Source organism: Cellulosimicrobium sp. SL-1, from assembly GCF_011033075.1.
Lineage (GTDB): Bacteria > Actinomycetota > Actinomycetes > Actinomycetales > Cellulomonadaceae > Cellulosimicrobium > Cellulosimicrobium funkei.
In genome coordinates, this window is sequence record NZ_JAACJC010000001.1 from 523,726 (window position 1) to 547,973 (window position 24,248).

Sequence of the window (24,248 nt, forward strand, 5' to 3'; positions counted from 1 at the left end):
CGGTGCGCGTCAGGCGGTGGCGGGGTCCGCCGGGGGCGGCGGCGGGGTCGCGGACGACGCCCGGGAGAACCGGGCGAGCGTCGCCGTGATGTTGTCCCGGCCGCCCTGGGCGTTCGCCCAGTCGACGAGCGCGCCCGCGAGCACCTGCGGGTCGTCGCCGACGCGGTCCTGCGTGCTGCGCACGAGGGCCGCCAGGTCGGCCGCGGGGGAGCAGTAGTTCCACAGGCCGTCCGAGCACACGAGCAGCCAGCCGTCGCGGTCGGGCAGGGTCGCGGCCGTGCGGGCCACCGGGTCGGGGGCGTCGGGGCCGAGCCAGCGCGTGATGGCGTGCGCCTGCGGCGACGTCTCCGCCTGGGCGCGCGGCACGCCCTGCGCGATCATCTCCTGCGCCCACGAGTCGTCCACGCTGAGCTGGTGCGCGTCGCCCTCGTCCGGGATCCAGTAGGCGCGCGAGTCGCCCACCCAGCCCGCCACGACGAGCGGCCCGTCGACGACGGCCGCGACGAACGTGCACGACGGCGGGTTCTCGCGGTCGGCCATCGTGCCGACGGTCGCGAGGATCGCGTCCTGCGCGGCGCGCGACGCGTCGCCGAGGAGCGCGGACCACGCGCCCATGCGCGCCGAGGCCTCGCCGGTCACGGGGTCGGGACCGTCGGGGCCGCGCGCCGCGAGCACGTCGCGCGCGGCGCGCGCCGCGGCGAGGCTCGCGACGTCGGAGTCGGGGGCGGAGGACACGCCGTCGCACACGACGAGCGCCGCGAACGCCCGCTCGGCGGTCGCGGACGGGCTCGCCGCCAGGGCCATCGCGTCCTCGTTGCGCGAGTGCCGCACACCTCGGTCGCACACGCCGGCGACCCAGCTCGCGGGCCGCTCGGCCCAGTGGTCGCGCTCCGACGCCGCGGGCTCGCCGCACTCGGTGCAGTACCCGTCCTCGGCGACCCGGCCGCCGCAGCGCACGCAGGGGCGCGCGCCGCTCTCGGTGCCGTCGCCGTCGGTCTCGGCGGAGGCCTCGCCCGACGGCTCGGTGGTCCCGGCGGCGGTCTGGTCGTCGGACCCGGGCCCGCCGTCCCCGGTCCCGGCTGCTGCGGGGTCCGTCGCGGCGTCGGTCGCGAGGTCCGCGGCAGCTCCGGTCCCGGCGTCCGAGCCCGTCGCGGTCGGGAGCGGGGCGAGCGGGGTGCCGCACGCCTCGCAGAACCGGGCGCCCTCGGGCGACGGTTCCCCGCACGCCGGGCAGGCGAGCACGCCGCTCGGCTCCGCGACCGTGCCGCCGGGCACCGGTGCGGGCGCGGGCGCGGGGGAGTCGCTCATCGGATCGTCCACCGGCGCACCTCGTTCGCGCGGTCCACGAGCGTGATGCGCTCGTCCCGCGAGTCGGTGAGCGACGCGAGCTCGCGGTACGCGCCCTCGAGCGCGTCGCGCAGCGCGGGCTCGTCGGCGGGCACGCCCGCGATGCGCGTGGTCGGCTCCGGGCCGGAGGTGGTCACGGTGTCGAGCGCGGAGCGCAGGACGCCCACCGCGAGCTCGGCCCGCTCGCGCGGCGCGATCGCGACGGTCGAGACGCTCGCCATGGCGTCGGCGAGCGCGGGCAGCCCGCGGCCCGAGGCGGCGAGCAGGTGCGCGCGGAGCGTGCGGGACTCGACGTACGACCCGCGCGTCGGGCCGACGAGGTCGAGCGCGTGCAGCGCGCCGTCGAGGTCGCCGCGCGCCTCGCGCACGCGCATGAGCCCGAACGCGGCCGGCGCGGTGTAGTTCGCGTCGGTGCGCGCGCAGATCACGTAGAGCGACTCGGCGATGTCGGGCTCGCCGCTCAGCTCGCAGGCCGCGGCGAGCGCGAGCTTGGGCGCGAGCTCGCCCGGCACCTGCCCATACACGGCGTTGAACGACGCGCGCGCCGCGACCGGGTCGCCCTGCGCGAGCTCGCCGAGGCCCCCGATCCACGCGGCGCGCCACTCCCACGGGTCGTCCGCGAGGATGGTCGCGATCGTGTCGCGCAGCACGTCGAACCGCTCCGCCTCGATCGCGGCGCGCGCCCGGGCGAGGCGCACCTCGACCGTGTCCTCGGGCGCGTCGGCGAGCGCGGCGAGGCGCGCGTCCGGGTCCACGACGTTGACCCCGGCGAGCCAGCTCGCCATGGGGTCGTGGTCGTCGCGCCGCAACGTCGGCAGCTCGTCCCAGGCGAGCGGGCGGGACGCGACGTCCGCGACCGGCGCCTCGAACAGGACCGAGGCCGCCGAGTGCAGCGCCGGGTTGCCCGGGCCGGCGTCCGCCGCCACGACCTCCCGCAGGACGCCGAGGAGCTGGGTGCGCATCTCGTCGGCGGTCGCGAACCGGTCGGCCGGGTCGAGCGCGCACGCCTTGGCGAGCAGGCGGTAGAACGAGTCGTACTGCTGGAACACCGGGGTGTCCGCGACGGGCGGGAGCGAGGCGACGTACGTCGTCGTGTTCCCGCGGAAGTCGAGGACGAGCGTCGCGAGGGTGCGGCCGATCGTGTAGATGTCGGACGCGACCGACGGCCCGACCTCCGCGACCTCGGGCGCCTGGTAGCCGACGGTGCCGAAGATCGCGGACGTGAGGTCGTCGGTGCGGCGCACGCCGCCGAGGTCGATGAGCTTGACGCCGTCGCCCTGCTGGATGACGTTCTCCGGCTTGAAGTCGCAGAACAGCAGGTTGTGGTCGTGCAGGTACGCGAACGCGGGCAGGATCGCGAGCACGTAGGCGAGGGCCTGGTCCACGGGCATCGGGTCGATGACCCCGTTGTTGTCCTCCCGGCGCTGCTGGAGGATCTCCTTGAGCGACTCGCCGCCGACGTACTCCATGACGGTGTAGCCGGCGCCGTCGTGCATCGCGAAGTTGTAGATCTCGACGATGAGCGGGTGCTCGACCTCCGCGAGGAACTGGCGCTCCGAGATCGCCGCCGCGTACGCGTCGGGGTCGCCGGAGTTGAGCAGGCCCTTGAGCACGACCCACCGGCCGGACACGTTCTGGTCGCGCGCGAGGTAGATCCAGCCGAGGCCGCCGTGCGCGAGGCAGCCCACGACCTCGTACTGCCCGCCGACGAGGTCGCCCGGCTTGAGCTGCGGCGTGAAGTCGAACCGGTTGCCGCAGTGGGGGCAGAACCCGGAGGTGCGGCCGGGCTGGCCGTCGCGCCCGCGGCCGACCTTCTCGCCGCACGCGGGGCAGAAGCGCTTGCGCTCGGCGACCTCGGGCACGGCCATGACGGACTGCAGCGGGTCCCGGACGGGCACCGACGGGACCGTCGTGAGGCCCGCGCCGAGGCCACGCCCGCGCAGGCGCGTCGAGGACGTTCCGACGCGGCGGGTCGCCTTGGAGCCGGTCGCGGCGGTGCGCGCGGAGCCGAGCGCGGTCGACGCGAGGCGGCTCGAGCTCGTGCGGCCGGTGCGCGTGGAGCGCTCGGCGTCGGGGTCGCCCGCCCCGGCGGTGCCCGGGCGGCCCTGCACGAACCCGGTGCCGAGCATGGCGGACGGCGAGGCGGCGGCCGCGCTCCCGGGCGCGGGCACGCCGGTGGTGCCGCTCGCGGCGGGCGTCGGCGTGGTGCCGGAGCCGCCCGCGGGCGCGCCGCAGACGTTGCAGTAGCCGTCCTCGATGGTGCCCGGGCAGCCGGGCTCCGAGCACGGGACGGTCGCGGTGGTCGTCACGACGACGCTCCTTCCGGGGTGGGCAGGTCGCGGGTGAGGAATTGGTACTGCTCGACGAGGAACCGCGCGAGCGTCACGTCGCACGGCGTCGTCTCGACGGCCTCGCGCGCCTCGGCGAGGCCCGAGCGCACCGTGGGGGACGCCGAGCGGCCGTTGGCGTCGGCCCGCGCGGCGAGCCGCTCCAGGCTGTACCGCAGCTCGGCGCGCGCGCGCAGGGGACGGGTGTAGGCGTCCTCGACGGTCTCGACGGCGCGGGCCACGGTCGCGAGCCGGGCCGCGTAGGCGTCGAGCTCGAACCGCGAGTCCGGCACGGGGCCGAGGCGCGAGACGTCGGGGACGGCGAGCCGCGGCGGGTGCGCGATCTCGCGGCGGCAGCGCGCGACGAGCTCGCGCAGGGCGGGCTCGCGCGCCTCGAGCGCGGCGCGCTGCTCCTCGGTGCGGGCGCGGTCCCGGCGCAGCTCACGACGCTGCGCGGACGCGACGATGAGGTCGCGCTCGGCGCGCGCGACCTCGGTCTCGAGCTCCGCGAGCGGGCCCGACACGTCGGCGCCGCGCGCAGCCTGCGCGACGAGGTGGTCGAGGCGCCCGCGGAGGGTCTCGACGCGCCCGCGCGCATCGGCGTCCGAGCCCGCGAGGTCCTCGCAGCGCACGAGCTCGGCGCGCACGCCGCGCAGCCGTGCGACCTGGTCGGCCGTGTGCGGGTCGAAGGACAGGCGCGTGCGCAGCTGCACGACGAGCGCGTCGCACAGCTTGACCGCCTCGACGAGCGAGACGAGCGCGGCGCCCGAGCCCGAGTCGAGCCGGCCCCACAGGAGCTGGGAGATCTTCTCGCGCGCGACGGCGTCGGCCCGGCCCGAGTCCCACACGGGCCGGATCTCGTCGGCGCGCGAGCGGATCGCCTGCCACAGCGACAGGGCGAGCACGAGGTCGGCGGTGTAGGCGTCGGGCGTCGCGGCGGCCTGCGCGGCGGCGTCGAGCCGGTCGAGCTCGGTGCGGCGCTCGTCGAGCCAGGTCTCGAGCGCGCCGAGGTACGCCAGGAGGTCGGCGGCGGGGATCGCCTCGCCGAGCCGTCCCGGCGCCTCGGGTGCGGGGGAGCGCGTCACGGCGTGCGGCCGTACACCGCGGCCGGCGGGGTCGGGGCGGGGCCCAGGCCGCCGAGCCACTCGCCGTAGATCGCGGCCCAGCGCCCGTCGGCCTTCATCTGCTCCAGGACGCCGTTGACGAACCGCACCATGTCGACGTTCTGCGCCGGGACGCCGATGCCGTAGGGCTCGTCGCTGATCGCCTCGCCGACGACCTTCGCGTACGGGTCCTGGGCCGCGAAGCCCGCGAGGATCGTGTCGTCGCCGGTGATCGCGTCGACCTTGCCCTGCTGGAACAGCACGAGGCACTGCGTGTGCGTGGTCGCCGGGACGGGCTCGATGCCGGAGAACTGCTCGAGGCGCGTGAGCGTCGTCGTGCCCTCGGGCGCGCACACGCGCTGGCCCTCGAGGTCCGCGATCCCGTTCGCGGTCGAGTCGCGCGTGACGAGCACCTTCTGCCCCGCGTGGTAGTACTCCGCGGAGAACGCGATGGACTCCCAGCGCTCGCAGTTGATGGTGAACGCGCGCGCGACGAGGTCGACCTCGCCGTTCTCGAGCACCTCGAGCCGCTGCCCCGACGTGATGACGCGGAACTGCAGCCGGTCGGGGTCGCCGAAGATCGCGCGCGAGACCTCGTGCAGCACGTCGATGTCGAAGCCCTCGATCTGGCCGGACAGCGGGTTCCGCGCGCCCATGAGCAGCGTGTCCGCCGAGACGCCGACGACGAGCGCGCCGCGGTCGCGGATCGCGGCCATGGTGCTGCCGCCGGGCAGGGCGTCCGGGCCGGGCAGCGCGCCCTCGGGCGCGTACGAGGCGAGCGGGTCGGCACACTCGGCGGGTGCGGCGGGTGCCGCGGGGGACTCCGTGGCCGACTCGTCCTGCGGGGTGGTCGTCAGGCGCAGGTCCTCCGCGCCGGACGGCCCGGAGCAGGCGCCGAGCGTCAGCAGCGCGACGAGCACCGAGGCCAGCCCGGTCGTGACGACGCCGGCGCGGCACGCGCGCGTGCCGGTGCGGCGGGTCCCGGCGGGCCGGGCGTGGGGGGCGGGCGTCGTGGTCACCGGTACTCCTCCAGTCGTGCCGTCACGCCGCGCCACGCGAGCAGCGCCGCGACGAGCCCTGCCGCGAGCAGCAGCCAGCCCGCGACGGTGGCCGTCGTCGCCGCGCCGTCGAGGCGGTCGCTCGTCGCGGCGGCGTGGGTCTCGATGTCGTCGCGCGCCGCGGCCGAGAACGCGTCGAACGCGGCGTTGGGGCTCTCGGGGTCGGTCGCGGTCGCGAGGGCGACCGCGTCGTCCCACTGGCCCGCGTCGTCGAGCGCGCGGATCTCGGCGTGCCGCGCGACCCAGGCGTCGAGCGCCTGCGCCGTCGTCCCGTCGAGGTTGCCCTCGGCCGCCGCGGTGTCGAGGCGTGCCGCCGCGTCGTCCGTCGCGGCGACGAACGACTCCTCGTACGTCTGCCCCGAGCCGCGCTTGATGAGCGTGAACGCCTCCATGGACTTCGCGTCGTTCGCGAGCGAGTACGCCTGCGACGCGGCGAGCGTCGCGGCGTACGGGCCGGTCCGCACGTCGTGCGCGCGGGCGCTCGCCTGGGACAGCAGGACCGTCGAGACGACGCCCACGACGAGCAGCACGGCCGTGGCGACGGCGAGCCCCACGTTGAGCACGCGGTGCGTGCGCCGCGCGAGCCAGACCTGGCTCGCGAGGAGCACGGCGAGGGCCAGCAGGCCGGCCGCGAGCACCCACAGCGCGTTGCGCACGCCCGAGAAGTCCGCGGCGACGCGGTCGGCGTCGTCGAGCACGACCTCGTCGAGCGCGGGGAGCATCTGCTCGCGCAGGATCGTCGAGGCCTGGTCGAGGTACGCGGACCCGACGGGGAAGCCCTGCCGGTTGGTGGCGCGCGCCTGCTCGACGAGGCCCGTGTAGACCGTGAGGTCGGCGGCCACCTGGCCCAGCAGCGCGGCGTCCGCCTCGTTGCTGCCCGAGAGCGTGGCGAGCCGGTTCGCGGCCTGGTCGACGAGCTCGTCGTACCGCGCGCGCTGGTCGGCGGGCTCGAGGCCCCCGACGAGGAACGCCCCGGTCGCGGTCGCGTCCGCGGCGACGAGCGCGTTGCGGACCTCCTGGACCCCGACGAGCTGGGCCGCGTCCTCGCTCGCCGCGGCGAGCGCGCGCGACTGGAGGCTGCCGGCCTGGAAGCCGAGGACGCCGAGCGCGAGCGCGGCGAGCACGCACAGCGCCATGACGAGGCGCAGCTTGCCGGGCGTCCGTCGCAGCGCGCCGCGCGCACGGGACACGGCCGCGCTCTGCGACCCCTGCGGGACGACGGCGCCCCCGCCCGGGGCGGTCAGGGCACCGCCCGGCGCGGGGCCGCCGGCCGGGACGATCTGCTGGCCCGCCGGGCGGACCGGGGTGGTCGTCATGCGTTCTCCTCGGCGCTGGAGGGTGCGGTGTCGGGTGCGTCGTCGGTGCCGTCGGTGCCGTCGGTGCCGTCGGTGGTCTCGGTGGCAGGCGGCTCGGCCGGCGCGTCCTCGGGTGCGGGCGGCTCGAGCGTCGCGAGGAGCGCGGGAGCGCCCTCGCCGTCCACGAGGTCGACGGGCAGGAGCAGGCGCAGCTCGTCGATCGTCGGGGCGTCGACGTCCTTGAGCCGCCACGCGTGGCGCGCGATCGCGGCGTCGAGCACGTTGCGGGCCCAGCGCGCGTTGCCGAACCCCTCGGTGCGCGGCTGCGCCGCGGCGAGCCGGGCGAAGACGTCGAGCGCCTCGGGGGTCGGCTCGAAGTCCGCCCGGGAGGCCATGCTCGCGAAGATGTCGCGCAGCTCGGCGTCGGCGTAGTCCTCGAACGTGATGGTCGTGGAGAACCGCGACTCGAGGCCGGGGTTCGTCGCGAGGAAGTCGGCCATCGGGCCGGGGTAGCCAGCCACGATGACCACGAGCTCGTCGCGGTGGTCCTCCATGTCCTTGACGAGCGTGTTGATCGCCTCGGCGCCGTACTGGTCCTCCGCGAGCCCGTACGCCTCGTCGACGAACAGGACGCCGCCGAGCGCGGTCGTGACGACCTCCGACGTCTTCACGGCCGTCTGACCGAGGTAGCCCGCGACGAGCTCCGAGCGGTCGACCTCGACGAGGTGGCCCTTCTCGAGCAGACCGAGCGCGCGGTAGATGCCCGCGACGAGCCGCGCGACCGTCGTCTTGCCCGTGCCCGGGTTGCCGAGGAACACGAGGTGCCGTGTGAGCGTGGGGCGGGTCAGGCCCGCCTCGGTGCGCAGCTTCTCGACGCGCAGGAGCTCCGTCTGGCGGTGGATCTCGTCCTTGACGCGCGTGAGGCCCGTGAGCGCGTCGAGCTCGGCGAGCAGCTCCTCGATCGAGCGCGCGGGCTCCTCCTCGACCGTCGCCTCCGCGGCGGTCTCCATGGCCGTCTCCGCGCTCCCGGCGGTCGCGTCCGCCGTCGTGCCCGACGGCGGGGCGGGCGTCGTGCCGGACGGCGCGGTCCCGCCCCCGGTCCCGCGAGCACCGAGCGCGTCGAGGATCGACGCGACGGACGGGACCTCGGGGGCCGGGCGGCGCAGCGCGTCGAGCGAGCCCTGCGCGGCGACCAGGTCGCCGAGGTCGAACGGGTCCGCGCCGCCCGTCGTGCGGGGTGCGGCGAGCGGGCCGCCCGCGGCGGACGTCGGGCCTGCTGGCGCGTGGGTCGCAGCAGGGGCGGCCACCGGGCCGGCTCCGGCCTGCTGGACCGCGGCGGTCGAGGCGGCGGCCCCGGCGACGTGCGGGCCGGGGGAGCCGAGGCGCGCAGCCGCGCGGGCGACGTCGGCGAGCGCCTGCCCGTACGCGGTCGCGTGCTTCGAGCGCGCTGCCCCGAGGGCGGCGAGGACGTCGGTCGGGGACGTGCGCCAGCGCCGGGCGCTCGACGCCGCGGTGAAGAACGCGCCCGTGGCCGCCGGGTCGTGGCCCAGCGCGGCGAGCCATGCCGCCGGGGCGCCGGGGGAGGACTCGGCGACGGCCGCGGCGAGGCGCGCGCCCTCGTCGCGGGCGGCCTCCTCGTCGACGCCCGCGGTACGCGCGGCGGCGTCCAGCGCGTCGAGCGCCGCCGCGAGGGTCGGGGTGTCCGGGGTGGTCACGGTGCCTCCAGTCGTCCGGGCTCCGACGGCGGACCCGGCTGCGGCGTGCCCCGGCCCGCGCCGGGGTCGAGCGCGATCGACGAGTCGCGGAACTTCTCCGCGAGGAACGCGCCGTGCGCGACGAGGGCCGCAGCGTCGGCCCGCGACACGGCGTCGGAGATCTTGTCGAGCGTCACGCCGAGCAGGTCGAGCTGGTCGCACAGCAGCATGAGCGACGTCTTGCCCTGCGCGACGACCCGTCGGTCGGCGAAGTCGCGCGGCAGGCGCAGGTAGGCGCCGACGGCCTCGGGCAGGTAGCTCGTCGCCGTCGCGACGACCGTGTGCGCCTGCTGCGACCCGCCGCCGAGACGGTCGAGGCGCGGGACCATCTCCTCGACCGTGCCGGTGATGCGGTGCACGCGCGCCGTCACGGCGGGCGGCACGCGCCCCTCGATCTGCTGCTCGACCCGCTCGACCGACGCGAGGATGTCGGTCGACGTGGGCGGGGCCGGCAGCTCGTGCTCGGGCTCGGGCGCGGAGGACCGGCCGCCGAGGCGGCCGATCACGTCGGAGAACCAGCCCATCTAGCTCGGGGTCCGATCTGTGGTGCGGGGAGGGGTGGTCGGGGGACGGCGCGTCACAGCCGACCGATGTCGAGCGAACCGCTGCCCGCCTGCGACTGGTCGGAGCGGCGCGCGCGGTCCAGGTACTCGTTCGCCTTCGTCGTCTCGGTCTCCAGGACGCCGATGGTCTGCGCCATGGAGTCGAGCGCCTGCGTCTTGAACGTCGAGATCGAGTCGAGCGTCGCGTAGATGTTCGCGAACGCCTGCTGGAGCTGCGGGAGCCCGACGGTCGCGCTCGCCGCCTGCTGCTGGATGCTCGCCGACTGGTCCGCCAGCATCTTCGAGGTCGACGCGATCATGTTCGACGTCGTCGTGTTGAGCGCCGTGATCTGGTCGAGCACGAGCTTCTGGTTCGCGAGCGCCTGCGCCACGATGACGGCGGTGCGCAGCGCCGAGATCGTCGTGGTCGTCGCGCGGTCGACGCCCTTGATCAGCTCGAGGTTGTTCTTCATGATGATGTCCATCGCGAGGTAGCCCTGGATGGACACCGCGAGCTGCGTGAGCAGGTCCTGGTGCTTCTGGCGCACGTAGAACAGCACGTCCTCGCGCAGCGCCTGGGCCCGCTCCGGGTCGCTCGCCTCGATCTCCGCGATCTTCGTGGACAGCTCGGTGTCGAGGCGCTCGGCTATGAAGATGTACTGGTTGAGCCGCGCCATCGTGTCCCAGAGGTTCTGCTTCTCCAGGTTGAGCGCCGCGTTGTCCTTGCGGAGCTCGTCCTGGCCGTTGTACAGCGACTGGACGATCGCGTTGAGCTGCTTCTGCGAGCTCTCGTAGCGGCGGAAGTAGTCCTGGAGCTTCCCGCCGAACGGGATGAGGCCCAGGAACTTCTTGCCGACGCTCGCCTCGCTCGGGTCGAGGTCCTCCACGGTGCGGCGCAGCTCGAGCAGCGACTTGCTCACCTTCGAGCTGTCGGACACGCCGCCCTCGCGCAGCTCCTTCACGGGCATCTCCAGCATGCGGTTGGAGACGTCGGCCGCGGCGCGGATGTCCTTGTCGCCCATCTTGCGGACGTCGTCCGCCTTCGCGCCGAACTCGGGAGAGCGGGTGTCCGTGGTCAGGAGCTGGTCGAGGTAGGACGACACCTTCGACTCGAGACCCGGGATGGCCGCCTCGTCGATGCGCGGCGCGAGCGCCGGGGCCTGGGTGGCCGCGACCGGCTTGACGGGCTCCGGGGCGCTGAGCGTGAGCGTCTCCGTCGGGGCGGGGGGCTGGAGCGGTGCTGCCTCGGTCATGTCGGTCCTTCGCTCGTGCGTGCCGTCGGACGCCGTCGGTGGCGGGTGGAGGACGCCCTCGCGGGCTCCCCCTCGACCCGGGCGAACCGGGTGGAACCGGCCTGCGCCGGTCGGGCGAGTATATCTACGACCGGTGGCCGGATCTTTACCCTTTCCGGGGATCGGGAGGGTGAGAACTCCCCATGTCAGACCAACGTTCGGGCGGCCGGCGAGTTCCGCCCCTCGACCTGTGCGGCGGTGCGCCGGGGTGCTCGGCGAGAGCGTGCGCACGTCCTCAGCCGGGCGGCCGGAGGAAGTCCGCGGCGAGCTCTGCGGGGGTGGCGCCGGTGAACCCGGTGCCGTCCAGCGGTCGCGTGAGCTCCTGGGTGCGGGTGCCGTCGGTGATCGTCACGCCGAGCGTGTCCGCGTGCCAGCGGATCCGCCGGTACGCCAGCGGCTGCCCGAAGTCCCGGAGCAGGTCCTCCCAGGTCCCCAGGTCGATCAGGTACGCGGCCCACCCGAGCCGCCGCGACCAGGGCGGGAAGCCACTCGCCTCCACCCCGGGGACGACCGGCACCAGCCCGGCGACGCCGGCCGCGAGCGCAGCCGAGACGGCCCGCGAGCCCTGCCCTACGAGCAGGTCGACGCTCCCGCCCTGCACGGTCCGGACGCGCACGCCGCCCGGGAACGGCTCGAGCGCGAGCGTCACCGGGTCGGGGCCGGGCTGACCCGCCTCGACCCGGCCGACCGCAGCGATCAGATCCCCGAGCGTGCTCACGTCCCTCCCCGTCCAGCGCCTCGCGCCGTCGCCGGCCATGACCCGTGTCCTGTCGTCCGTTCGGCGTCGGTGACTGCATTCTCCGCCTCGCCGGTCGTGCGTGAGTCCTGTCGCTGCGAGCTCGTGAAGGCCTCGACCACGAGCTCCGCCGCGCGGACGTTCTCCTCGGGCACGTGCTCGTCGTAGAACCAGGTGCGGCCTTCCCCGTCGAGGGTGAGCGCGACGGTCACCGCCTCCGCGAACGCCTCCCGCGCGGGACGGAGGGTCGGCCGCTCGCGGTCGAGCTCGACCACGACCAGGTCCCGGAGGTCGTCCTCCGAGAGACCCAGCAGCGCGTCGAGCACGTGCCCGAGCTCGTGCCGCACCGTGGTGCGGACGTGCTGCTCGAGGAGCTCCCCGTCGACGGCGTCGCCGTCGTCACCGTAGGCGGCGACGTCCTCGACGAGCCAGACCCGCGGCGCCTCCCCGGGCCGCACGCTCGCGTCGGCGAAGCCCCACCACCCGACGCCGCCCGGGACGAACCGCCACCGCACGTCGCACACCGGTAGCCCGCGCGCCCCGAGCCGCTCGATCTCCTCCCATGCGATCGCGTTGACGACTCCCGCGACGTCGTCGGGCACGCACGACGTCCCGGGCGTCACGGGGGAGTAGGCGGCGAAACGTGGGGACGGGGCGGTCGCGGGCAGGTCGGCGCTCGCGGTCGAGCCGACGAGCGTGGCCGGGACGGCCAGGAGGAGGGCAGCGCAGAGCGCGCGACGGCGAGCGTGCCCCCAGCGACTCACGTACCGGAGAGAGGGACGTGCGCCGTTCCTGATACCCGGGTGAGGAAGAGCGCTGCCTCTGCCGGCACGAGCGTGTGGGGACCGTCGCGCCGCAGGCCCTTCCAGGCTCGCCCGGGCGTGATGTGCGTCGCGCGGGGGTCGCGCGTGGTGCCCCGAGCAGGACTCGAACCTGCAACCTACGGATTAGAAGGCCGTTGCTCTATCCATTGAGCTATCGAGGCGCGCGCCCATCGTAGTGGGAGCCGGGCGTGCTCGGGAGGTGGGGCCGCGGTGGTGGAGCCGCAGGTCGGGTGGTCGTGCGTCGTCCGGCGCGTGCGTTTGGCGGGGCCATCGACAGCGGTCACTATGAACCAGTGAGAACCCCAGACGCCGCCACGAGCGACGCGAGCGCCACCTCGGCCGGCCGGTCGCCGGGCTCGTGGCGCCCCGCTCAGGCGACCGAGGAGCTCGGTGTCACGGTCTTCGACGTCGCGCGCGACCTGCGCCGCGACGTGGCGGACGTGCGCCTCCCGCTCGCGATCGACGGTGCGACCGAGGCCGACGCCTCGCGCCGTCGTCTGCTCACCCAGCTCGACGAGCACCTGCTGCCGCGGCTGCGGGAGCTGTCCTCGCCCGCGATCGTGGTCGTCGCGGGGTCGACGGGGGCGGGCAAGTCGACGCTGTACAACTCGCTGCTCGGCGAGGAGGTGTCGCAGGCAGGCGTGCTGCGGCCCACGACGCGCGAGCCGGTGCTCGCGTTCAACCCGCTCGACGCGGACGTCATCGTCGAGGGCCCGGTGACGCGCGTGGCGCGCGTGATCGACCACGACGGCGTGCCGCGCGGCACGGGCCTGCTCGACGCCCCGGACCTCGACTCGCTCCTGTCGGAGAACCGCGACACGGCCAGCCTGCTCCTCGAGGCGGCGGACCTGTGGCTGTTCGTCACGACGGCGTCGCGCTACGGCGACGCGCTGCCGTGGCAGGCGCTGTCGCGCGCGAAGGAGCGCGGCGCGAGCGTCGCGATGGTCCTCAACCGCGTCCCGCGCGAGACGCTCACGACGATTCGCGGCGACCTGCTCCAGCGGCTGCGCGACCACGGCATGGACGGCGTGCCGCTGTTCGTCGTGCCCGACGTCGGCCCGCACGAGGGTCTGCTCGACCGCTCGGTCGTCGCGCCGGTCGCGCGCTGGCTGACGATGCTCGCGGGCCCGGACCGCTCCCGCGCGGTGATCGTGCGCACGCTCAAGGGGTCGCTCGCGGCCCTGCCCGACTGGGTCACCGGCGTCTCGGACGCGGTGGAGGAGCAGGTCGAGGCCGCGGCGGACCTGCGCTCCGCCGTCGAGCGGGCCCTGCCGCCCGTGCAGGAGACCGTGCGCCGGACCGCGCTGGACGGCGCCGTCGCGCACGGGTCGCTCGAGGCGCGCTGGGCCCAGGTGACGGGCGCCGGGCGGGTCGACCGCGTCAAGGTGCGGGGCGGCGTCGTGCGGTCGTCCCGCCGCCGGGGCCGCGCGCGCGACCTGGTGCTCGCCCCGCTGCTCGACGAGACGCGCGACGCGGCGCGGCGCACGCTCGCCGCGGACGGCGTGCTCGCGTACGAGGCGCTGCGGGCGGCGCTCGACGGCGACCGCCCGCTGCCCGGCGGGGCCGACGTCCTGCCCGCCGAGGACGCGGCCGCGGCGCGCCGGGAGGCGTCCGCGACGACCCAGGTGCAGCAGTGGGCGACGCGCGCCGAGCACGTGGTGGCCGCGCTCGGGGCGCCGTCGGCGTCCGAGGCGGGCCGTGCCGCGGTGAAGGCCTTCGGGGAGACGGGCGTCGCGGCGCTGCTCCTCGCCGGCGCGGCGGGGAACGACGACGCCGCCCGGCTCGTGCGGACCGTGCTGGCCGACGAGGGCGACGAGGCGGTCGCCGCGCTGCGCGACGACCTCGCCGACCGCGCCGCGACCATGGTCGAGCGGGAGGCGGAGCCCGTCCTCACCACGCTCGCCGACCCCGCGCTCGCCGCGGACGCCGCCGTCGGACTGCGCCTACGACTCGCCGAGCTGAGGAGGCTCATGTGACGTCCCACGACGCCCAGCTGCGCGCCCGGGTCGACGACCTCGCGCGCGCGGTGGACCTCGCGGGCGACCGCCTCGACCCCATCGTCGCAGCCCAGGTCCGCGACGCGATCGGCGGCGTGCGCGAACGTCTCGCGCTCGGCGTCGACCACACCGTCGTCGCGCTCGCGGGCGGCACCGGGTCGGGCAAGTCCAGCCTCTTCAACCGGGTGTCGCGCCTCGACTTCGCGGACGTCGGCGTCAAGCGGCCCACGACGGCGCGGGTCACGGCGTGCTCGTGGAGCGACGCCGCGACGGCGCTGCTCGACTGGCTCGACGTCGACCCCGAGCGTCGTATCACGCGCGACGGCGAGCTCGACGCCGAGGACGAGTCGGCGCTCGGCGGCCTCGTCCTGCTCGACCTCCCGGACCACGACTCGATCGAGCCCGCCCACCGCGCGGTCGTCGACCGGGTGCTGCCGCTCGTCGACCTGCTCGTGTGGGTCGTGGACCCGCAGAAGTACGCCGACGACGCGCTGCACTCGGGGTACCTGCAGAAGTCCACGGGGCTCGAGGGCTCCATGGTCGTCGCGCTCAACCAGATCGACACCGTCCCCGAGGCACGCCGCGCGTCGCTCGTCGAGGACATGGACCGCCTGCTGCAGGAGGACGGGCTCGACGGCGTCTACGTCACCACCGTCTCCGCGCGCACCGGCGAGGGCCTGGACGAGCTGCGGTCGCTGCTCGAGCAGGCGGTCGCGCGCCGCAGCGTCGCCGCGAGCCGCGTCGCGGGCGAGCTCGACCGCGCCGGGGCGCTCCTCCTGGAGCAGCTCCCGGGCGACGTCCCGTGGACCATGAGCACGGCCGTCGAGGAGGAGGTCGACGCGCTCGCCGACGCGACGGGCCTCGCCGCGGTCGCGGGCCAGGTCGGCGCGGCCGTGCGCAACGGGTACGGGCGGCCCGAGTTCTCGCCGCCGCAGCCCGACGCCGTCGCCCTGTCGCGCTCGCGCTGGCTCGCGCGCGCGGGGCGCTCGCTGCGGTCCGGCTGGCAGAAGGCCCTCGACGAGGCCGTCGCGCCGTCCCCACGCGTCGCCGAGGCGACGCGGTCCGCGCTCGCGAAGATCCCCCTCGACACGCGTGGGCCGTCGTCCTCGCGGCCCACGCGGCGCGCGGCCTGGTCGGCGCTCGCGGTCGGGGTCGTGGCGGGGGTCCTGGCGGTGCTCGGGTCGCTGCGCGTGCTCGACCTCGGGCGCACGCTCGTCACGGTGTGCGCGGTCGTGGCGGCGGTCGCCGTCCTGGGCGCCGTGGTCGCGTTCCTCGTCGCGCTCCAGGTGCGGCGCACGCTCGCCCGACGCCGGGAGCAGCAGGTCCTCGCCTCGGGGCGCGGCGCGATCGAGCGCGTCGTGCAGGACGCGATGGGCCGACCCACCCAGGAGCTCCTCGACCTGCACCGGCAGGTGCGCGAGCTGGCGCAGTCCGCGCGGGACAAGACCCCCGCCGCACCGCTCACCGGGGCCCTACGGCTACCCCCAGGCATGGACGGCGCAGGCTCGTCCACAGGCGAGGGCCCGACGCCGGACGCCCCCGCCGCTCCCACCGCACCCTGAGGCGGTGGCCGGGACCAGCCCGGCCGTCGACCTCAGGAGGAACCATGCCCGGTGACGTCACGGTCACGCTGTCCGGCTTCGTCGCGACCACGCCCACGCTGTTCCGCTCGCAGTCGGGCAACGACTTCACGAGCTTCCGGATCGCCCAGACCCGGCGCTACCTCGACCGCGAGCGCGGCGAGTGGGTCGACGGCCGCACGCTGTGGTTCACGGTCAAGGCGTGGAAGAACACCGCGCGCAACGTCGCGCTCTCGCTCCACAAGGGCGACCCGGTCGTCGTCACGGGCCGGCTCTCGCTCGACGAGTGGGACGGCCCGGACGGCCCGCGCACGAGCCTCGTCGTCGAGGCGACGGCGCTCGGCCCGGACCTCACGCTCGGCGAGGCGCGGTTCACACGCACGGTGCACCGCCGCGACGAGGACGCCACGCGCCGCACCGAGGGCGGCCCCGCCGACGTGGCGGACGGCGACCCGCCCGCCCCCGCCGGCACGCTCGACCCGACCGGGGTGCCCGACACCTCGGGCGGTGTCGAGTCGGGCGCGGGGCCGGGCGTCGGCGGCCGTGAGCCCGTCCCCGGCGAGCCCGCGCTCGACGAGCCTGCCGACGACGACCCGTGGGCGGCGGCGGACGTCGCCGCAGCGCTGGGCGGGGAGCCCGACGCGTCGGGTGCCCGCGCGCCGCGTGCCCGCACCGCCCGGAAGGGGAGCGCGACGGCGGCCGCCTGAGCCGTGGGACGGGGCGGCGTCGTGACCTTCGACCGGTCGCGGCGCCGTCGGGCGCGTCCCGGCGGCCCGACCGCGTAGGCTGAGTGGTCGACGAATCCCGTACCTCTCCCGACCGAAACGGTGGAACGACAGGCTGTGGCTGAGTTCATCTACTCCATGTACAAGGCGCGCAAGGCGCACGGAGACAAGGTCATCCTCGACGACGTCTCCCTGAACTTCCTGCCCGGCGCCAAGATCGGCGTCGTGGGCCCCAACGGCGCCGGGAAGTCCACGATCCTCAAGATCATGGCCGGCCTGGACACGCCCTCGAACGGTGAGGCGCGCCTCTCCCCGGGGTACAGCGTCGGCATCCTGCTGCAGGAGCCGCCGCTCAACGAGGAGAAGACGGTGCTCGGCAACGTCCAGGAGGCCGTTGCCGACATCCTCGCCAAGAAGCAGCGCTTCGACGAGATCTCCGCGCTCATGGCGGAGCCCGACGCGGACTTCGACGCGCTCCTCGCCGAGATGGGCACGCTCCAGGAGGCGATCGACGCCGCCGACGCGTGGGACCTCGACTCGCAGCTCGAGCAGGCGATGGACGCGCTGCGCTGCCCGCCGCCGGACGCAGACGTGTCGGTGCTTTCCGGTGGTGAGCGACGCCGTGTCGCGCTGTGCAAGCTCCTGCTCGAGAAGCCGGACCTCCTGCTGCTCGACGAGCCCACGAACCACCTGGACGCCGAGTCCGTGCTCTGGCTCGAGCAGCACCTCGCGACGTACCCGGGCGCGATCCTCGCCGTCACGCACGACCGCTACTTCCTCGACCACGTCGCGGAGTGGATCTGCGAGGTCGACCGCGGGCGCCTCTACCCGTACGAGGGCAACTACTCGACGTACCTGGAGAAGAAGCAGGAGCGTCTGCAGGTCCAGGGCAAGAAGGACGCCAAGCTCGCCAAGCGCCTGAAGGACGAGCTCGAGTGGGTCCGCTCGAACGCGAAGGGCCGCCAGACCAAGTCGAAGGCGCGTCTCGCCCGCTACGAGGAGATGGCTGCCGAGGCCGAGCGCACGAGGAAGCTCGACTTCGAGGAGATCCAGATCCCGCCGGGCCCGCGCCTGGGCAACCTGGTCCTCGAGGCGACGAACCTCCAGAAGGGTTTCGACGGCCGCCAGCTCATCGACGGCCTGAGCTTCACCCTGCCGCGCAACGGCATCGTCGGCGTCATCGGCCCGAACGGCGTCGGCAAGACGACGCTGTTCAAGACGATCGTCGGGCTCGAGCCGCTGGACGGCGGCGAGCTCAAGGTCGGCGAGACCGTGTCGATCTCCTACGTCGACCAGTCGCGCGGCGGCATCGACCCGAAGAAGACGCTGTGGGAGGTCGTGTCCGACGGCCTCGACTTCATCAAGGTCGGCAACGTCGAGATCCCGTCACGCGCGTACGTCGCGTCGTTCGGGTTCAAGGGCCCGGACCAGCAGAAGCCTGCGGGCGTGCTGTCCGGTGGTGAGCGCAACCGCCTCAACCTCGCGCTCACGCTCAAGCAGGGCGGCAACCTCCTGCTGCTCGACGAGCCGACGAACGACCTCGACGTCGAGACCCTGGGCTCGCTCGAGAACGCGCTGCTCGAGTTCCCCGGCTGCGCCGTCGTGGTGTCCCACGACCGGTGGTTCCTCGACCGCGTGGCGACCCACATCCTCGCGTACGAGGGCACCGAGGAGAACCCGGCGAGCTGGTACTGGTTCGAGGGCAACTTCGCCTCCTACGAGGAGAACAAGGTGGAGCGTCTCGGCGCGGAGGCGGCCCGCCCGCACCGCGTGACGTACCGCAAGCTCACGCGCGACTGAGCGACCGTCGTCGCGCGGCTCGGCCACGACGCCGGGCGGGACCCGTTCCCGCCCGGCGTCCGCGCGTCCGGGCCCGTCCTGGCCGGCCGAGCCGGCGGGAAGGTTGTGCCGTCGGGCTCGCGAGCCGTCGGCCCGTCCAGACCTCCAGGCGCCCCGCCGTCAGGACCTCGGCGGTCCAGCGGGACGGACCGTCCCGCCGTCCGTGGCGGCTCGGCGACGCGGAAGGGCGTTGACGCCGCCCGTCGGAGGTCGCGAGGATCCCTCGGCATGACCCTCGACCTCGCCCCCTCGCGCGTGCGCCCTTCCTGGCCCGACCTCCCGGCGGCGGTCCGCGCTGCCGTCGAGACCTGGCTGGGTGCCGGCGTCTCGGGCTGGACGAGCCACGACGGCGGCTACTCGCAGGGGCTCGCGTCGACGCTCCGGACCGACGCGGGCGACGTGTTCGTCAAGGCGGTCGGGCCCGAGCACCCCTTCACCGCCGACCTGTACCGGCTCGAGGCGCGGACCGCGAGGGCGCTGCCCGCCGGGACACCGGCGCCTGCGCTCCGCTGGGTGCTCGACGACGACCTCGACGGTGCGGGGACCTGGGTCGCGCTGGCCTTCGACGCCGTGCCCGGCCGGGCCGTCTCCACGCCGTGGCGCGACGACGAGCTCGCGGCGGTCGCGGACCTCGCCCGCCGGATCGGCGAGGTCGAGGTGCCCGCCGACTCCCTGCTCCCGCGCTTCGCGGACACGGTGGAGTGGCGCGAGTGGGAGGACCTCGCGGACCGTCGTCCGGCGGGCCTGGGAACGTACGACCCGTGGGTCGCGGACCGCGTCGACGGGCTCGCCGTGCTGGCGGCGGCGTGGCCCGAGGCCACGGCGGGGGACCACCTCGTTTACGGCGACCTCCGCGGCGACAACACGGTGCTCGTCGACCGTGCCGCCGTCGCGGTCGACTGGCCGTGCGCCGCGCGGGGTGCCGCGTTCTGCGACGCGGTCGGCATGCTCCCGGCCGTGCAGGTCGAGGGCGGTCCGCCGCCCGAGGAGGTGCTGCGGCGTCACCCTCTGCCGCGCGACGTCGAGCCCGACGCGGTGACTTCCTACCTCGCTGCGCTGACCGGCTACTTCCTCAAGTCGTCGCTCGACCCGGCGCCGCCGGGCATCCCGCACCTGCGCGCGTTCCAGCGGGCGCAGGCCGAGGTCGGCGTGGCGTGGCTCCGGCACCGCCCGGAGGAGTGACCCTCCGCCGGACCGGCTCGTGCGGTCGCGGTCGACCCTCGTAGGGGCGGTCTCGACCCGTGCGCGTCGATCTCGCCGGGTGCGGGGGACGGCCGTGCCGTGTCCCATCGGGCCTGGCCAGCGGCATTCCGGCAGACTGACGGGATGACGGCCAGCGGTGACTCCGGAGACGACGCGGTCCGTCCGGACGCGCCGACCCCCGACGCCCCGCGCCCCGACGGCACGCGCCCCGACGGCCCGCGCGCCGGCGGGGTCGCGGCGAGCGCCTCGGCGACCACGGGGCTCGTCGAGGCGCTGGAGATCCTGCGGGGGCGGCTCGCCGCCACGCGCCTCCCGCTCGACCTGCCCGGTGCGGCGCTCGCGCGCGAGGACCTCGGCCTCGCGGTCCATCAGCTCGACGACTACCTGCTGCCCCGGCTGCGCTCGCACGCGGCGCCGCTGCTCGTCGTCGTCGGCGGGTCGACCGGAGCGGGGAAGTCGACGCTCGTGAACTCGCTCCTCGGCGAGCACGTCTCGGCGCCCGGCGTGCTGCGCCCGACGACGCGTGCGCCCGTCCTCGTGCACCACCCGCTCGACGAGCGCTGGTTCTCGACCGACCGCGTGCTGCCCGGGCTCGCGCGCGTGAGCGAGCACGGCACCCGGTCCGCAGCCCCCGGAACCGCGACCGGTCCCGGTACCGGGACCAGGCCCGGCGAGCCCGCCACGCCGCCCGACCCGACGCGCACGCTGCGCCTCGTCGCGAGCGACGCGCTGCCGCAGGGCCTCGCGCTCGTGGACGCGCCCGACGTCGACTCCGTGGAGACGGCGAACCGCGAGCTCGCCGCGCAGCTCCTCGCCGCGGCCGACCTGTGGCTGTTCGTCACGACGGCCGCCCGCTACGCCGACGCCGTCCCGTGGGACCTCCTGCACCGTGCCGCCGAGCGCCGTGCGCAGGTCGCGATGGTCCTCGACCGGGTCGACCCGGGCACCGAGGCCGTGGCGGACGACCTGCGCCGGATGATGGACGAGAACGGCCTCGACGCCGCGACGCTCTTCGTCGTGGGAGAGTCCGAGCTCGTCGACGGCTTCCTCCCCGAGCGGGCGGTCGCCGCGGTGGCGTCGTGGCTGTCCGCGCTCGGGGCGGACGGCGACGAGCGGGACCGGGTCGCGACCGCGACGCGCGACGGGGTCGTGGACGACCTGGTGCGCCGGTCGGTCCTCGTGGCGGGTGCGGCCGACGCGCAGGCGGCGTCGGACGCGCGCCTGCGCGCCGTCGTCGAGCGCGCGTACGACGAGGCGGCGACGACCGTGGACGCGGCGACGAGCGACGGGGCGCTGCTGCGCGGCGAGGTGCTCGCGCGCTGGCAGGACTTCGTGGGCACGAGCGAGCTGTTCCGCTCCGTCGAGCAGGGCGTCGGTCGGGTCCGCGACGCGCTCGCGGCGTTCTTCCGCGGGCGGCCGGCGCAGGCGCCGCAGGTCGAGCAGGCGATCGCGCACGGCCTGGAGGCGGTGGTCCTGGACGCGACGGACGTCGCGGCCGAGCGCGCCTACGGCGGGTGGCGCGCGGACCCCGCGGGGTCGGCCCTGCTCGACGGGCTCGACCTGGCGCGGTCGTCCGCGGGCGTGCGGGCGCGCGTCGCGGAGGAGATCCGGGGCTGGCAGTCCGACGTCCTCGACCTCGTGCGCGAGCAGGGAGCGGGCAAGCGCGGCGCCGCGCGGGCGTTGTCCTTCGGCATCAACGGGCTGGGGTTGAGCCTCATGGTCGTGGTGTTCGCCTCGACCGGCGGTCTGACGGGCGCCGAGGTCGGGATCGCGGGCGGGACGGCGATCCTCGCGCAGAAGCTCCTGGAGGCCGTGTTCGGCGACGACGCCGTACGGCGTCTGACGCGGACCGCGCGCGAGCGGCTCGCGGAGCGGGTGCGCGTGGTGCTCGACGACGAGGCGCTGCGCTACACCGCGCAGCTCGACGCGCTCGGGACGGCCGACGCCGACGAGACCGCCCGCTCGGTCCTCGAGGCGGCGCGCGCGGTCGAGGCCGCGGCCCGGGTCGAGCGGTCCGCACGCCCCGCCGTCGCGGCCGGTGCGGACGGTGGCCGGACCGCCGTGGGCCGGCACGCCGCGCGCCTCCTGCGCGGCGCGGGGTGGACCCCGCCGCCTCCGGACGAGCCCGCGGTCGCGCCGGGGGACGAGGCGGCAGAGCCGGCCCGGCGGCCGGGATTCTGGCGCCGCCTGCTGGGGGGTGAGCAGGCATGACGATCGACCTCGCGGCGCGCACGACCGCGCTGGAGACCGCCGTGCGCGCGGGGGAGGGGCGCGTCGACGCCGACCTGCTCGCCGACGCGCGGACCGTCGTCGCCCGCGCGCGAGAGCGGGCCGGGCTCTCGGCCGACCACACCGTCGTCGCGCTCGCGGGCGCGACCGGCTCCGGCAAGTCGTCGGTGTTCAACGCGCTCGCGGGCACCGAGCTCGCGACGGTCGGGGTGCAGCGGCCCACGACGTCCCACCCGCTCGCCGCGGTGTGGGGCGCGTCGGGACCGGCCGCCGGCCCGGCGGGACCGGCCGCCCTCCTCGACTGGCTCGAGGTGCGGCGACGGCACGAGATGGGCACCCCGCTCACGTCCGGCGACCCGGGCGACGCGCGCGCGGGCGGGGGCCTGCGCGCGCTCCTGCGCGGTCGCCGCGCGGGCGAGCTGACGAGCGGCCTCGTGCTGCTCGACCTGCCCGACCACGACTCGGTCGTCGTCGAGCACCGCGTGCGTGCGGAACGCCTCGTCGAGCGGGCCGACCTGCTCGTGTGGGTCGTCGACCCGCAGAAGTACGCGGACGCCGCGCTGCACGAGCGCTACCTGCGCCCGCTCGCGGGGCACGGGTCGGTCGTCGTCCTCGTGCTCAACCAGGTGGACCGGCTCACGCCCGCCGACGCCGACGCGTGCCTCGCCGACCTGCGCCGGCTCGCGGCCGAGGACGGGCTCGCCGACGCGCGCGTGCTCGGCGTCTCGGCCCGCACCGGCCAGGGGCTGGACGAGCTGCGGGGGCTGCTCGCGGACGCCGCGGCCCGGCGGCGTGCGTCGAACGACCGGCTCGCGGCGGACGTGCGGGCGGTCGCGCGCCGCGTCGCGGCGGCGTGCGGGGAGCCCGTCCCGGAGCGGGCGGCGCGCCGCGCGCGCGACGGCCTCGTCGATGCCCTGGAGGCCGCGGCGGGCGTCCCGACGGTCGTCGCCGCCGTGCGCGGCTCGGCCGTGCGGGACGCGCGCGCCGCGACGGGCTGGCCCGTGACGCGCTGGGTCGGCCGGTTCCGGCCCGACCCCCTGCGCCGCATCGGGCTGCGCACCGGGCCTGCGCCGGGCTCGGCCCGCGCGCGGGCGGCGAAGGAGCTGGGGACGGGCGAGACCGCGAGCCGGCCCGAGCTCGTGCGGACCTCGCTCCCGGCGGTCGGCGCCGCGCTGCGGGCCGGCGCCCAGACGGCGGTGCGCGACTACGCGGCCGAGGCCACCGCGGGCGTGCCGGACGACTGGGCGCTCGTCGTGCGCCGTCGGGCGTCCGAGGGTGCGGCGGACCTCGCCGACGCGCTCGACCAGGCCGTCGCGGGGACCGAGCTCGAGGCGGCCCGCCGTCCGGTGTGGTGGCGCGTCGTCGGCGCGTTCCAGTGGCTCGTGCTCGCGGCGCTCGTCGTGGGCCTGCTGTGGCTCGCCGCGCTGTGGGGGTTCACCTACCTGCGCCTGCCCGAGCCGCCGACGCCGGTCCTCACGCTCGGCGGCCCGGGCGCCCCGGAGCTGCCGTGGCCGACGCTCCTCGCGCTCGGCGGGATCGTCGTGGGCGTGCTCGTCGCGCTCGTGTCCCGCGTCGCGGCCGCGGTGGGCGGACGACGGCGGGCGGCGCGCGCCCGACGGCGGCTGCGCGACGCCGTCGGCCAGGTGGCCGACCGGCTCGTGCGGCTCCCCGTGGGCGAGGAGCTCTCCGCGCTCGCGAGCTGCCGCGCCGCGGCCCTCGTCGCCGCGTCCTGACCGTCCGACCTCCAGGCGTGCTCGGCGCGGAGGAGCCTCGTGGTCGGCGGGCCGGTGGAGAATGGACCCGGTCCGGTGACCGGGGCACCTGTCCCGCCGGTCGCGCCGGGCCGCACCGTCGAGCGAGAGGACCCTCCATGACCCGTCTGCACGTCCCCGTCTCCCTGCGGTGGTCGGACCTCGACGCGTACGCGCACGTCAACAACGTCGAGATGTTCCGCCTGCTGGAGGACGCCCGCATCACCGCGTTCTGGACCCACCCGGACGCGGGCGAGGACGCCTGGCCGACGGCCGTCCTGGAGACCGGCCCGCACGCGACGAGCCACACGCTCGTCGCGCGCCAGGAGATCGAGTACCTGCGCCCGCTCGGCTTCACGCGCACGCCCGTCCGCGTCGAGCTGTGGATCGGGCACCTCGGCGGGGCCAGTCTGGAGGTCTGCTACGAGGTGCACGACGGCGCAGCGCGCTTCGAGCGCACCGGCCCCACCTCGGGCGGCGCCCCGTACGCGAAGGCCGCGACGACGATCGTCGTGGTCGACGCCGCGACGGGCTCGCCCCGGCGCATCAGCGAGGCCGAGCGCGCGGCGTGGGAGCCGTTCGTCGAGGAGCCGCTGACGTTCCGTCGCCGCCGCTGAGCCCTCGGAGCGGCGGCGTGCGTCGCCGC

The 24,248-nt window shown here is 76.0% G+C and carries 18 protein-coding genes and 1 tRNA gene; 8 read left to right on the top strand and 11 right to left on the bottom strand.

Annotation, left to right across the window (positions count from 1 at the left end; translation table 11 throughout):
* Window positions 1–9 precede the first annotated feature (9 nt).
* The 11 genes from GWJ10_RS02440 to GWJ10_RS02490 form a co-directional block, all read right to left on the bottom strand.
* Window positions 10–1,308, bottom strand: a complete 1,299-nt coding sequence (locus tag GWJ10_RS02440; protein ID WP_163184756.1) for a PP2C family serine/threonine-protein phosphatase — start codon at window positions 1,306–1,308, stop codon at window positions 10–12.
* A complete protein-coding gene (locus GWJ10_RS02445; RefSeq protein WP_076406678.1) occupies window positions 1,305–3,656 on the bottom strand; it encodes a serine/threonine-protein kinase in 2,352 nt (783 codons plus the stop codon). The genes GWJ10_RS02440 and GWJ10_RS02445 overlap by 4 nt, the downstream gene beginning before the upstream one ends.
* The gene (locus GWJ10_RS02450; protein WP_076406680.1) at window positions 3,653–4,759 is read right to left on the bottom strand and encodes a hypothetical protein; all 1,107 of its coding nucleotides are present in this window, start codon (window positions 4,757–4,759) and stop codon (window positions 3,653–3,655) included. Before GWJ10_RS02450 ends, GWJ10_RS02445 begins: the two co-directional genes overlap by 4 nt.
* Window positions 4,756–5,796 (bottom strand): glutamate ABC transporter substrate-binding protein, encoded by a 1,041-nt coding sequence (locus GWJ10_RS02455; RefSeq protein WP_241005630.1) that lies wholly within the window; start codon window positions 5,794–5,796, stop codon window positions 4,756–4,758. Before GWJ10_RS02455 ends, GWJ10_RS02450 begins: the two co-directional genes overlap by 4 nt.
* The gene (locus tag GWJ10_RS02460; protein ID WP_163184758.1) at window positions 5,793–7,151 is read right to left on the bottom strand and encodes a hypothetical protein; all 1,359 of its coding nucleotides are present in this window, start codon (window positions 7,149–7,151) and stop codon (window positions 5,793–5,795) included. Before GWJ10_RS02460 ends, GWJ10_RS02455 begins: the two co-directional genes overlap by 4 nt.
* Complete coding sequence (locus GWJ10_RS02465; protein ID WP_163184760.1) at window positions 7,148–8,845, bottom strand: AAA family ATPase; 1,698 nt, start codon at window positions 8,843–8,845, stop codon at window positions 7,148–7,150. The genes GWJ10_RS02460 and GWJ10_RS02465 overlap by 4 nt, the downstream gene beginning before the upstream one ends.
* The gene (locus GWJ10_RS02470) at window positions 8,842–9,408 is read right to left on the bottom strand and encodes a hypothetical protein (protein ID WP_061268560.1); all 567 of its coding nucleotides are present in this window, start codon (window positions 9,406–9,408) and stop codon (window positions 8,842–8,844) included. The genes GWJ10_RS02465 and GWJ10_RS02470 overlap by 4 nt, the downstream gene beginning before the upstream one ends.
* A gap of 53 nt (window positions 9,409–9,461) precedes the next feature.
* The gene (locus GWJ10_RS02475) at window positions 9,462–10,679 is read right to left on the bottom strand and encodes a toxic anion resistance protein (protein ID WP_021482025.1); all 1,218 of its coding nucleotides are present in this window, start codon (window positions 10,677–10,679) and stop codon (window positions 9,462–9,464) included.
* Window positions 10,680–10,953: 274 nt separating this feature from the next.
* Window positions 10,954–11,436 (bottom strand): hypothetical protein, encoded by a 483-nt coding sequence (locus tag GWJ10_RS02480; RefSeq protein WP_163184762.1) that lies wholly within the window; start codon window positions 11,434–11,436, stop codon window positions 10,954–10,956.
* Window positions 11,433–12,218 carry a hypothetical protein gene (locus GWJ10_RS02485; RefSeq protein ID WP_163184764.1) on the bottom strand — a complete coding sequence of 262 codons (786 nt, stop codon included), beginning with the start codon at window positions 12,216–12,218 and terminating at the stop codon, window positions 11,433–11,435. Before GWJ10_RS02485 ends, GWJ10_RS02480 begins: the two co-directional genes overlap by 4 nt.
* Window positions 12,219–12,363: 145 nt before the next feature.
* Window positions 12,364–12,439 (bottom strand) — tRNA-Arg (locus GWJ10_RS02490).
* A gap of 132 nt (window positions 12,440–12,571) precedes the next feature.
* Here GWJ10_RS02490 and GWJ10_RS02495 point away from each other — a divergent pair.
* From GWJ10_RS02495 to GWJ10_RS02530, 8 genes are all read left to right on the top strand, one after another.
* Window positions 12,572–14,254 carry a GTPase gene (locus tag GWJ10_RS02495; protein ID WP_163184766.1) on the top strand — a complete coding sequence of 561 codons (1,683 nt, stop codon included), beginning with the start codon at window positions 12,572–12,574 and terminating at the stop codon, window positions 14,252–14,254.
* Window positions 14,251–15,837: an ABC transporter gene (locus GWJ10_RS02500; protein ID WP_206158308.1), complete on the top strand. Its 1,587-nt coding sequence runs from the start codon at window positions 14,251–14,253 to the stop codon at window positions 15,835–15,837. The genes GWJ10_RS02495 and GWJ10_RS02500 overlap by 4 nt, the downstream gene beginning before the upstream one ends.
* 44 nt (window positions 15,838–15,881) lie before the next feature.
* The gene (locus tag GWJ10_RS02505; RefSeq protein ID WP_163184768.1) at window positions 15,882–16,562 is read left to right on the top strand and encodes a single-stranded DNA-binding protein; all 681 of its coding nucleotides are present in this window, start codon (window positions 15,882–15,884) and stop codon (window positions 16,560–16,562) included.
* A 135-nt stretch (window positions 16,563–16,697) separates the two neighbouring features.
* Window positions 16,698–18,380 (top strand): energy-dependent translational throttle protein EttA, encoded by a 1,683-nt coding sequence (gene ettA, locus GWJ10_RS02510; protein WP_076406694.1) that lies wholly within the window; start codon window positions 16,698–16,700, stop codon window positions 18,378–18,380.
* A gap of 267 nt (window positions 18,381–18,647) precedes the next feature.
* The gene (locus tag GWJ10_RS02515; protein ID WP_163184770.1) at window positions 18,648–19,601 is read left to right on the top strand and encodes an aminoglycoside phosphotransferase family protein; all 954 of its coding nucleotides are present in this window, start codon (window positions 18,648–18,650) and stop codon (window positions 19,599–19,601) included.
* A 144-nt stretch (window positions 19,602–19,745) separates the two neighbouring features.
* Complete coding sequence (locus tag GWJ10_RS02520; protein ID WP_163184772.1) at window positions 19,746–21,833, top strand: GTPase domain-containing protein; 2,088 nt, start codon at window positions 19,746–19,748, stop codon at window positions 21,831–21,833.
* Window positions 21,830–23,584, top strand: coding sequence for a GTPase (locus GWJ10_RS02525; RefSeq protein WP_163184774.1), 1,755 nt, complete (start codon window positions 21,830–21,832; stop codon window positions 23,582–23,584). Before GWJ10_RS02520 ends, GWJ10_RS02525 begins: the two co-directional genes overlap by 4 nt.
* Window positions 23,585–23,721: 137 nt before the next feature.
* Entirely contained in the window at window positions 23,722–24,219 is a 498-nt protein-coding gene (locus GWJ10_RS02530) for a thioesterase family protein (protein ID WP_043658693.1), read from the top strand.
* Window positions 24,220–24,248 lie beyond the last annotated feature (29 nt).

Bases quoted from the DNA above. Each gene is read 5' to 3' on its own strand.
- GWJ10_RS02525 (WP_163184774.1), top strand. From the start codon at position 21,830: ATGACGATCGACCTCGCGGCGCGCACGACCGCGCTGGAGACCGCCGTG.
- GWJ10_RS02470 (WP_061268560.1), bottom strand. From the start codon at position 9,408: ATGGGCTGGTTCTCCGACGTGATCGGCCGCCTCGGCGGCCGGTCCTCC.
- GWJ10_RS02440 (WP_163184756.1), bottom strand. From the start codon at position 1,308: ATGAGCGACTCCCCCGCGCCCGCGCCCGCACCGGTGCCCGGCGGCACG.
- GWJ10_RS02515 (WP_163184770.1), top strand. From the start codon at position 18,648: ATGACCCTCGACCTCGCCCCCTCGCGCGTGCGCCCTTCCTGGCCCGAC.
- GWJ10_RS02460 (WP_163184758.1), bottom strand. From the start codon at position 7,151: ATGACGACCACCCCGGTCCGCCCGGCGGGCCAGCAGATCGTCCCGGCC.
- GWJ10_RS02475 (WP_021482025.1), bottom strand. From the start codon at position 10,679: ATGACCGAGGCAGCACCGCTCCAGCCCCCCGCCCCGACGGAGACGCTC.
- GWJ10_RS02520 (WP_163184772.1), top strand. From the start codon at position 19,746: ATGACGGCCAGCGGTGACTCCGGAGACGACGCGGTCCGTCCGGACGCG.
- GWJ10_RS02530 (WP_043658693.1), top strand. From the start codon at position 23,722: ATGACCCGTCTGCACGTCCCCGTCTCCCTGCGGTGGTCGGACCTCGAC.
- GWJ10_RS02505 (WP_163184768.1), top strand. From the start codon at position 15,882: ATGCCCGGTGACGTCACGGTCACGCTGTCCGGCTTCGTCGCGACCACG.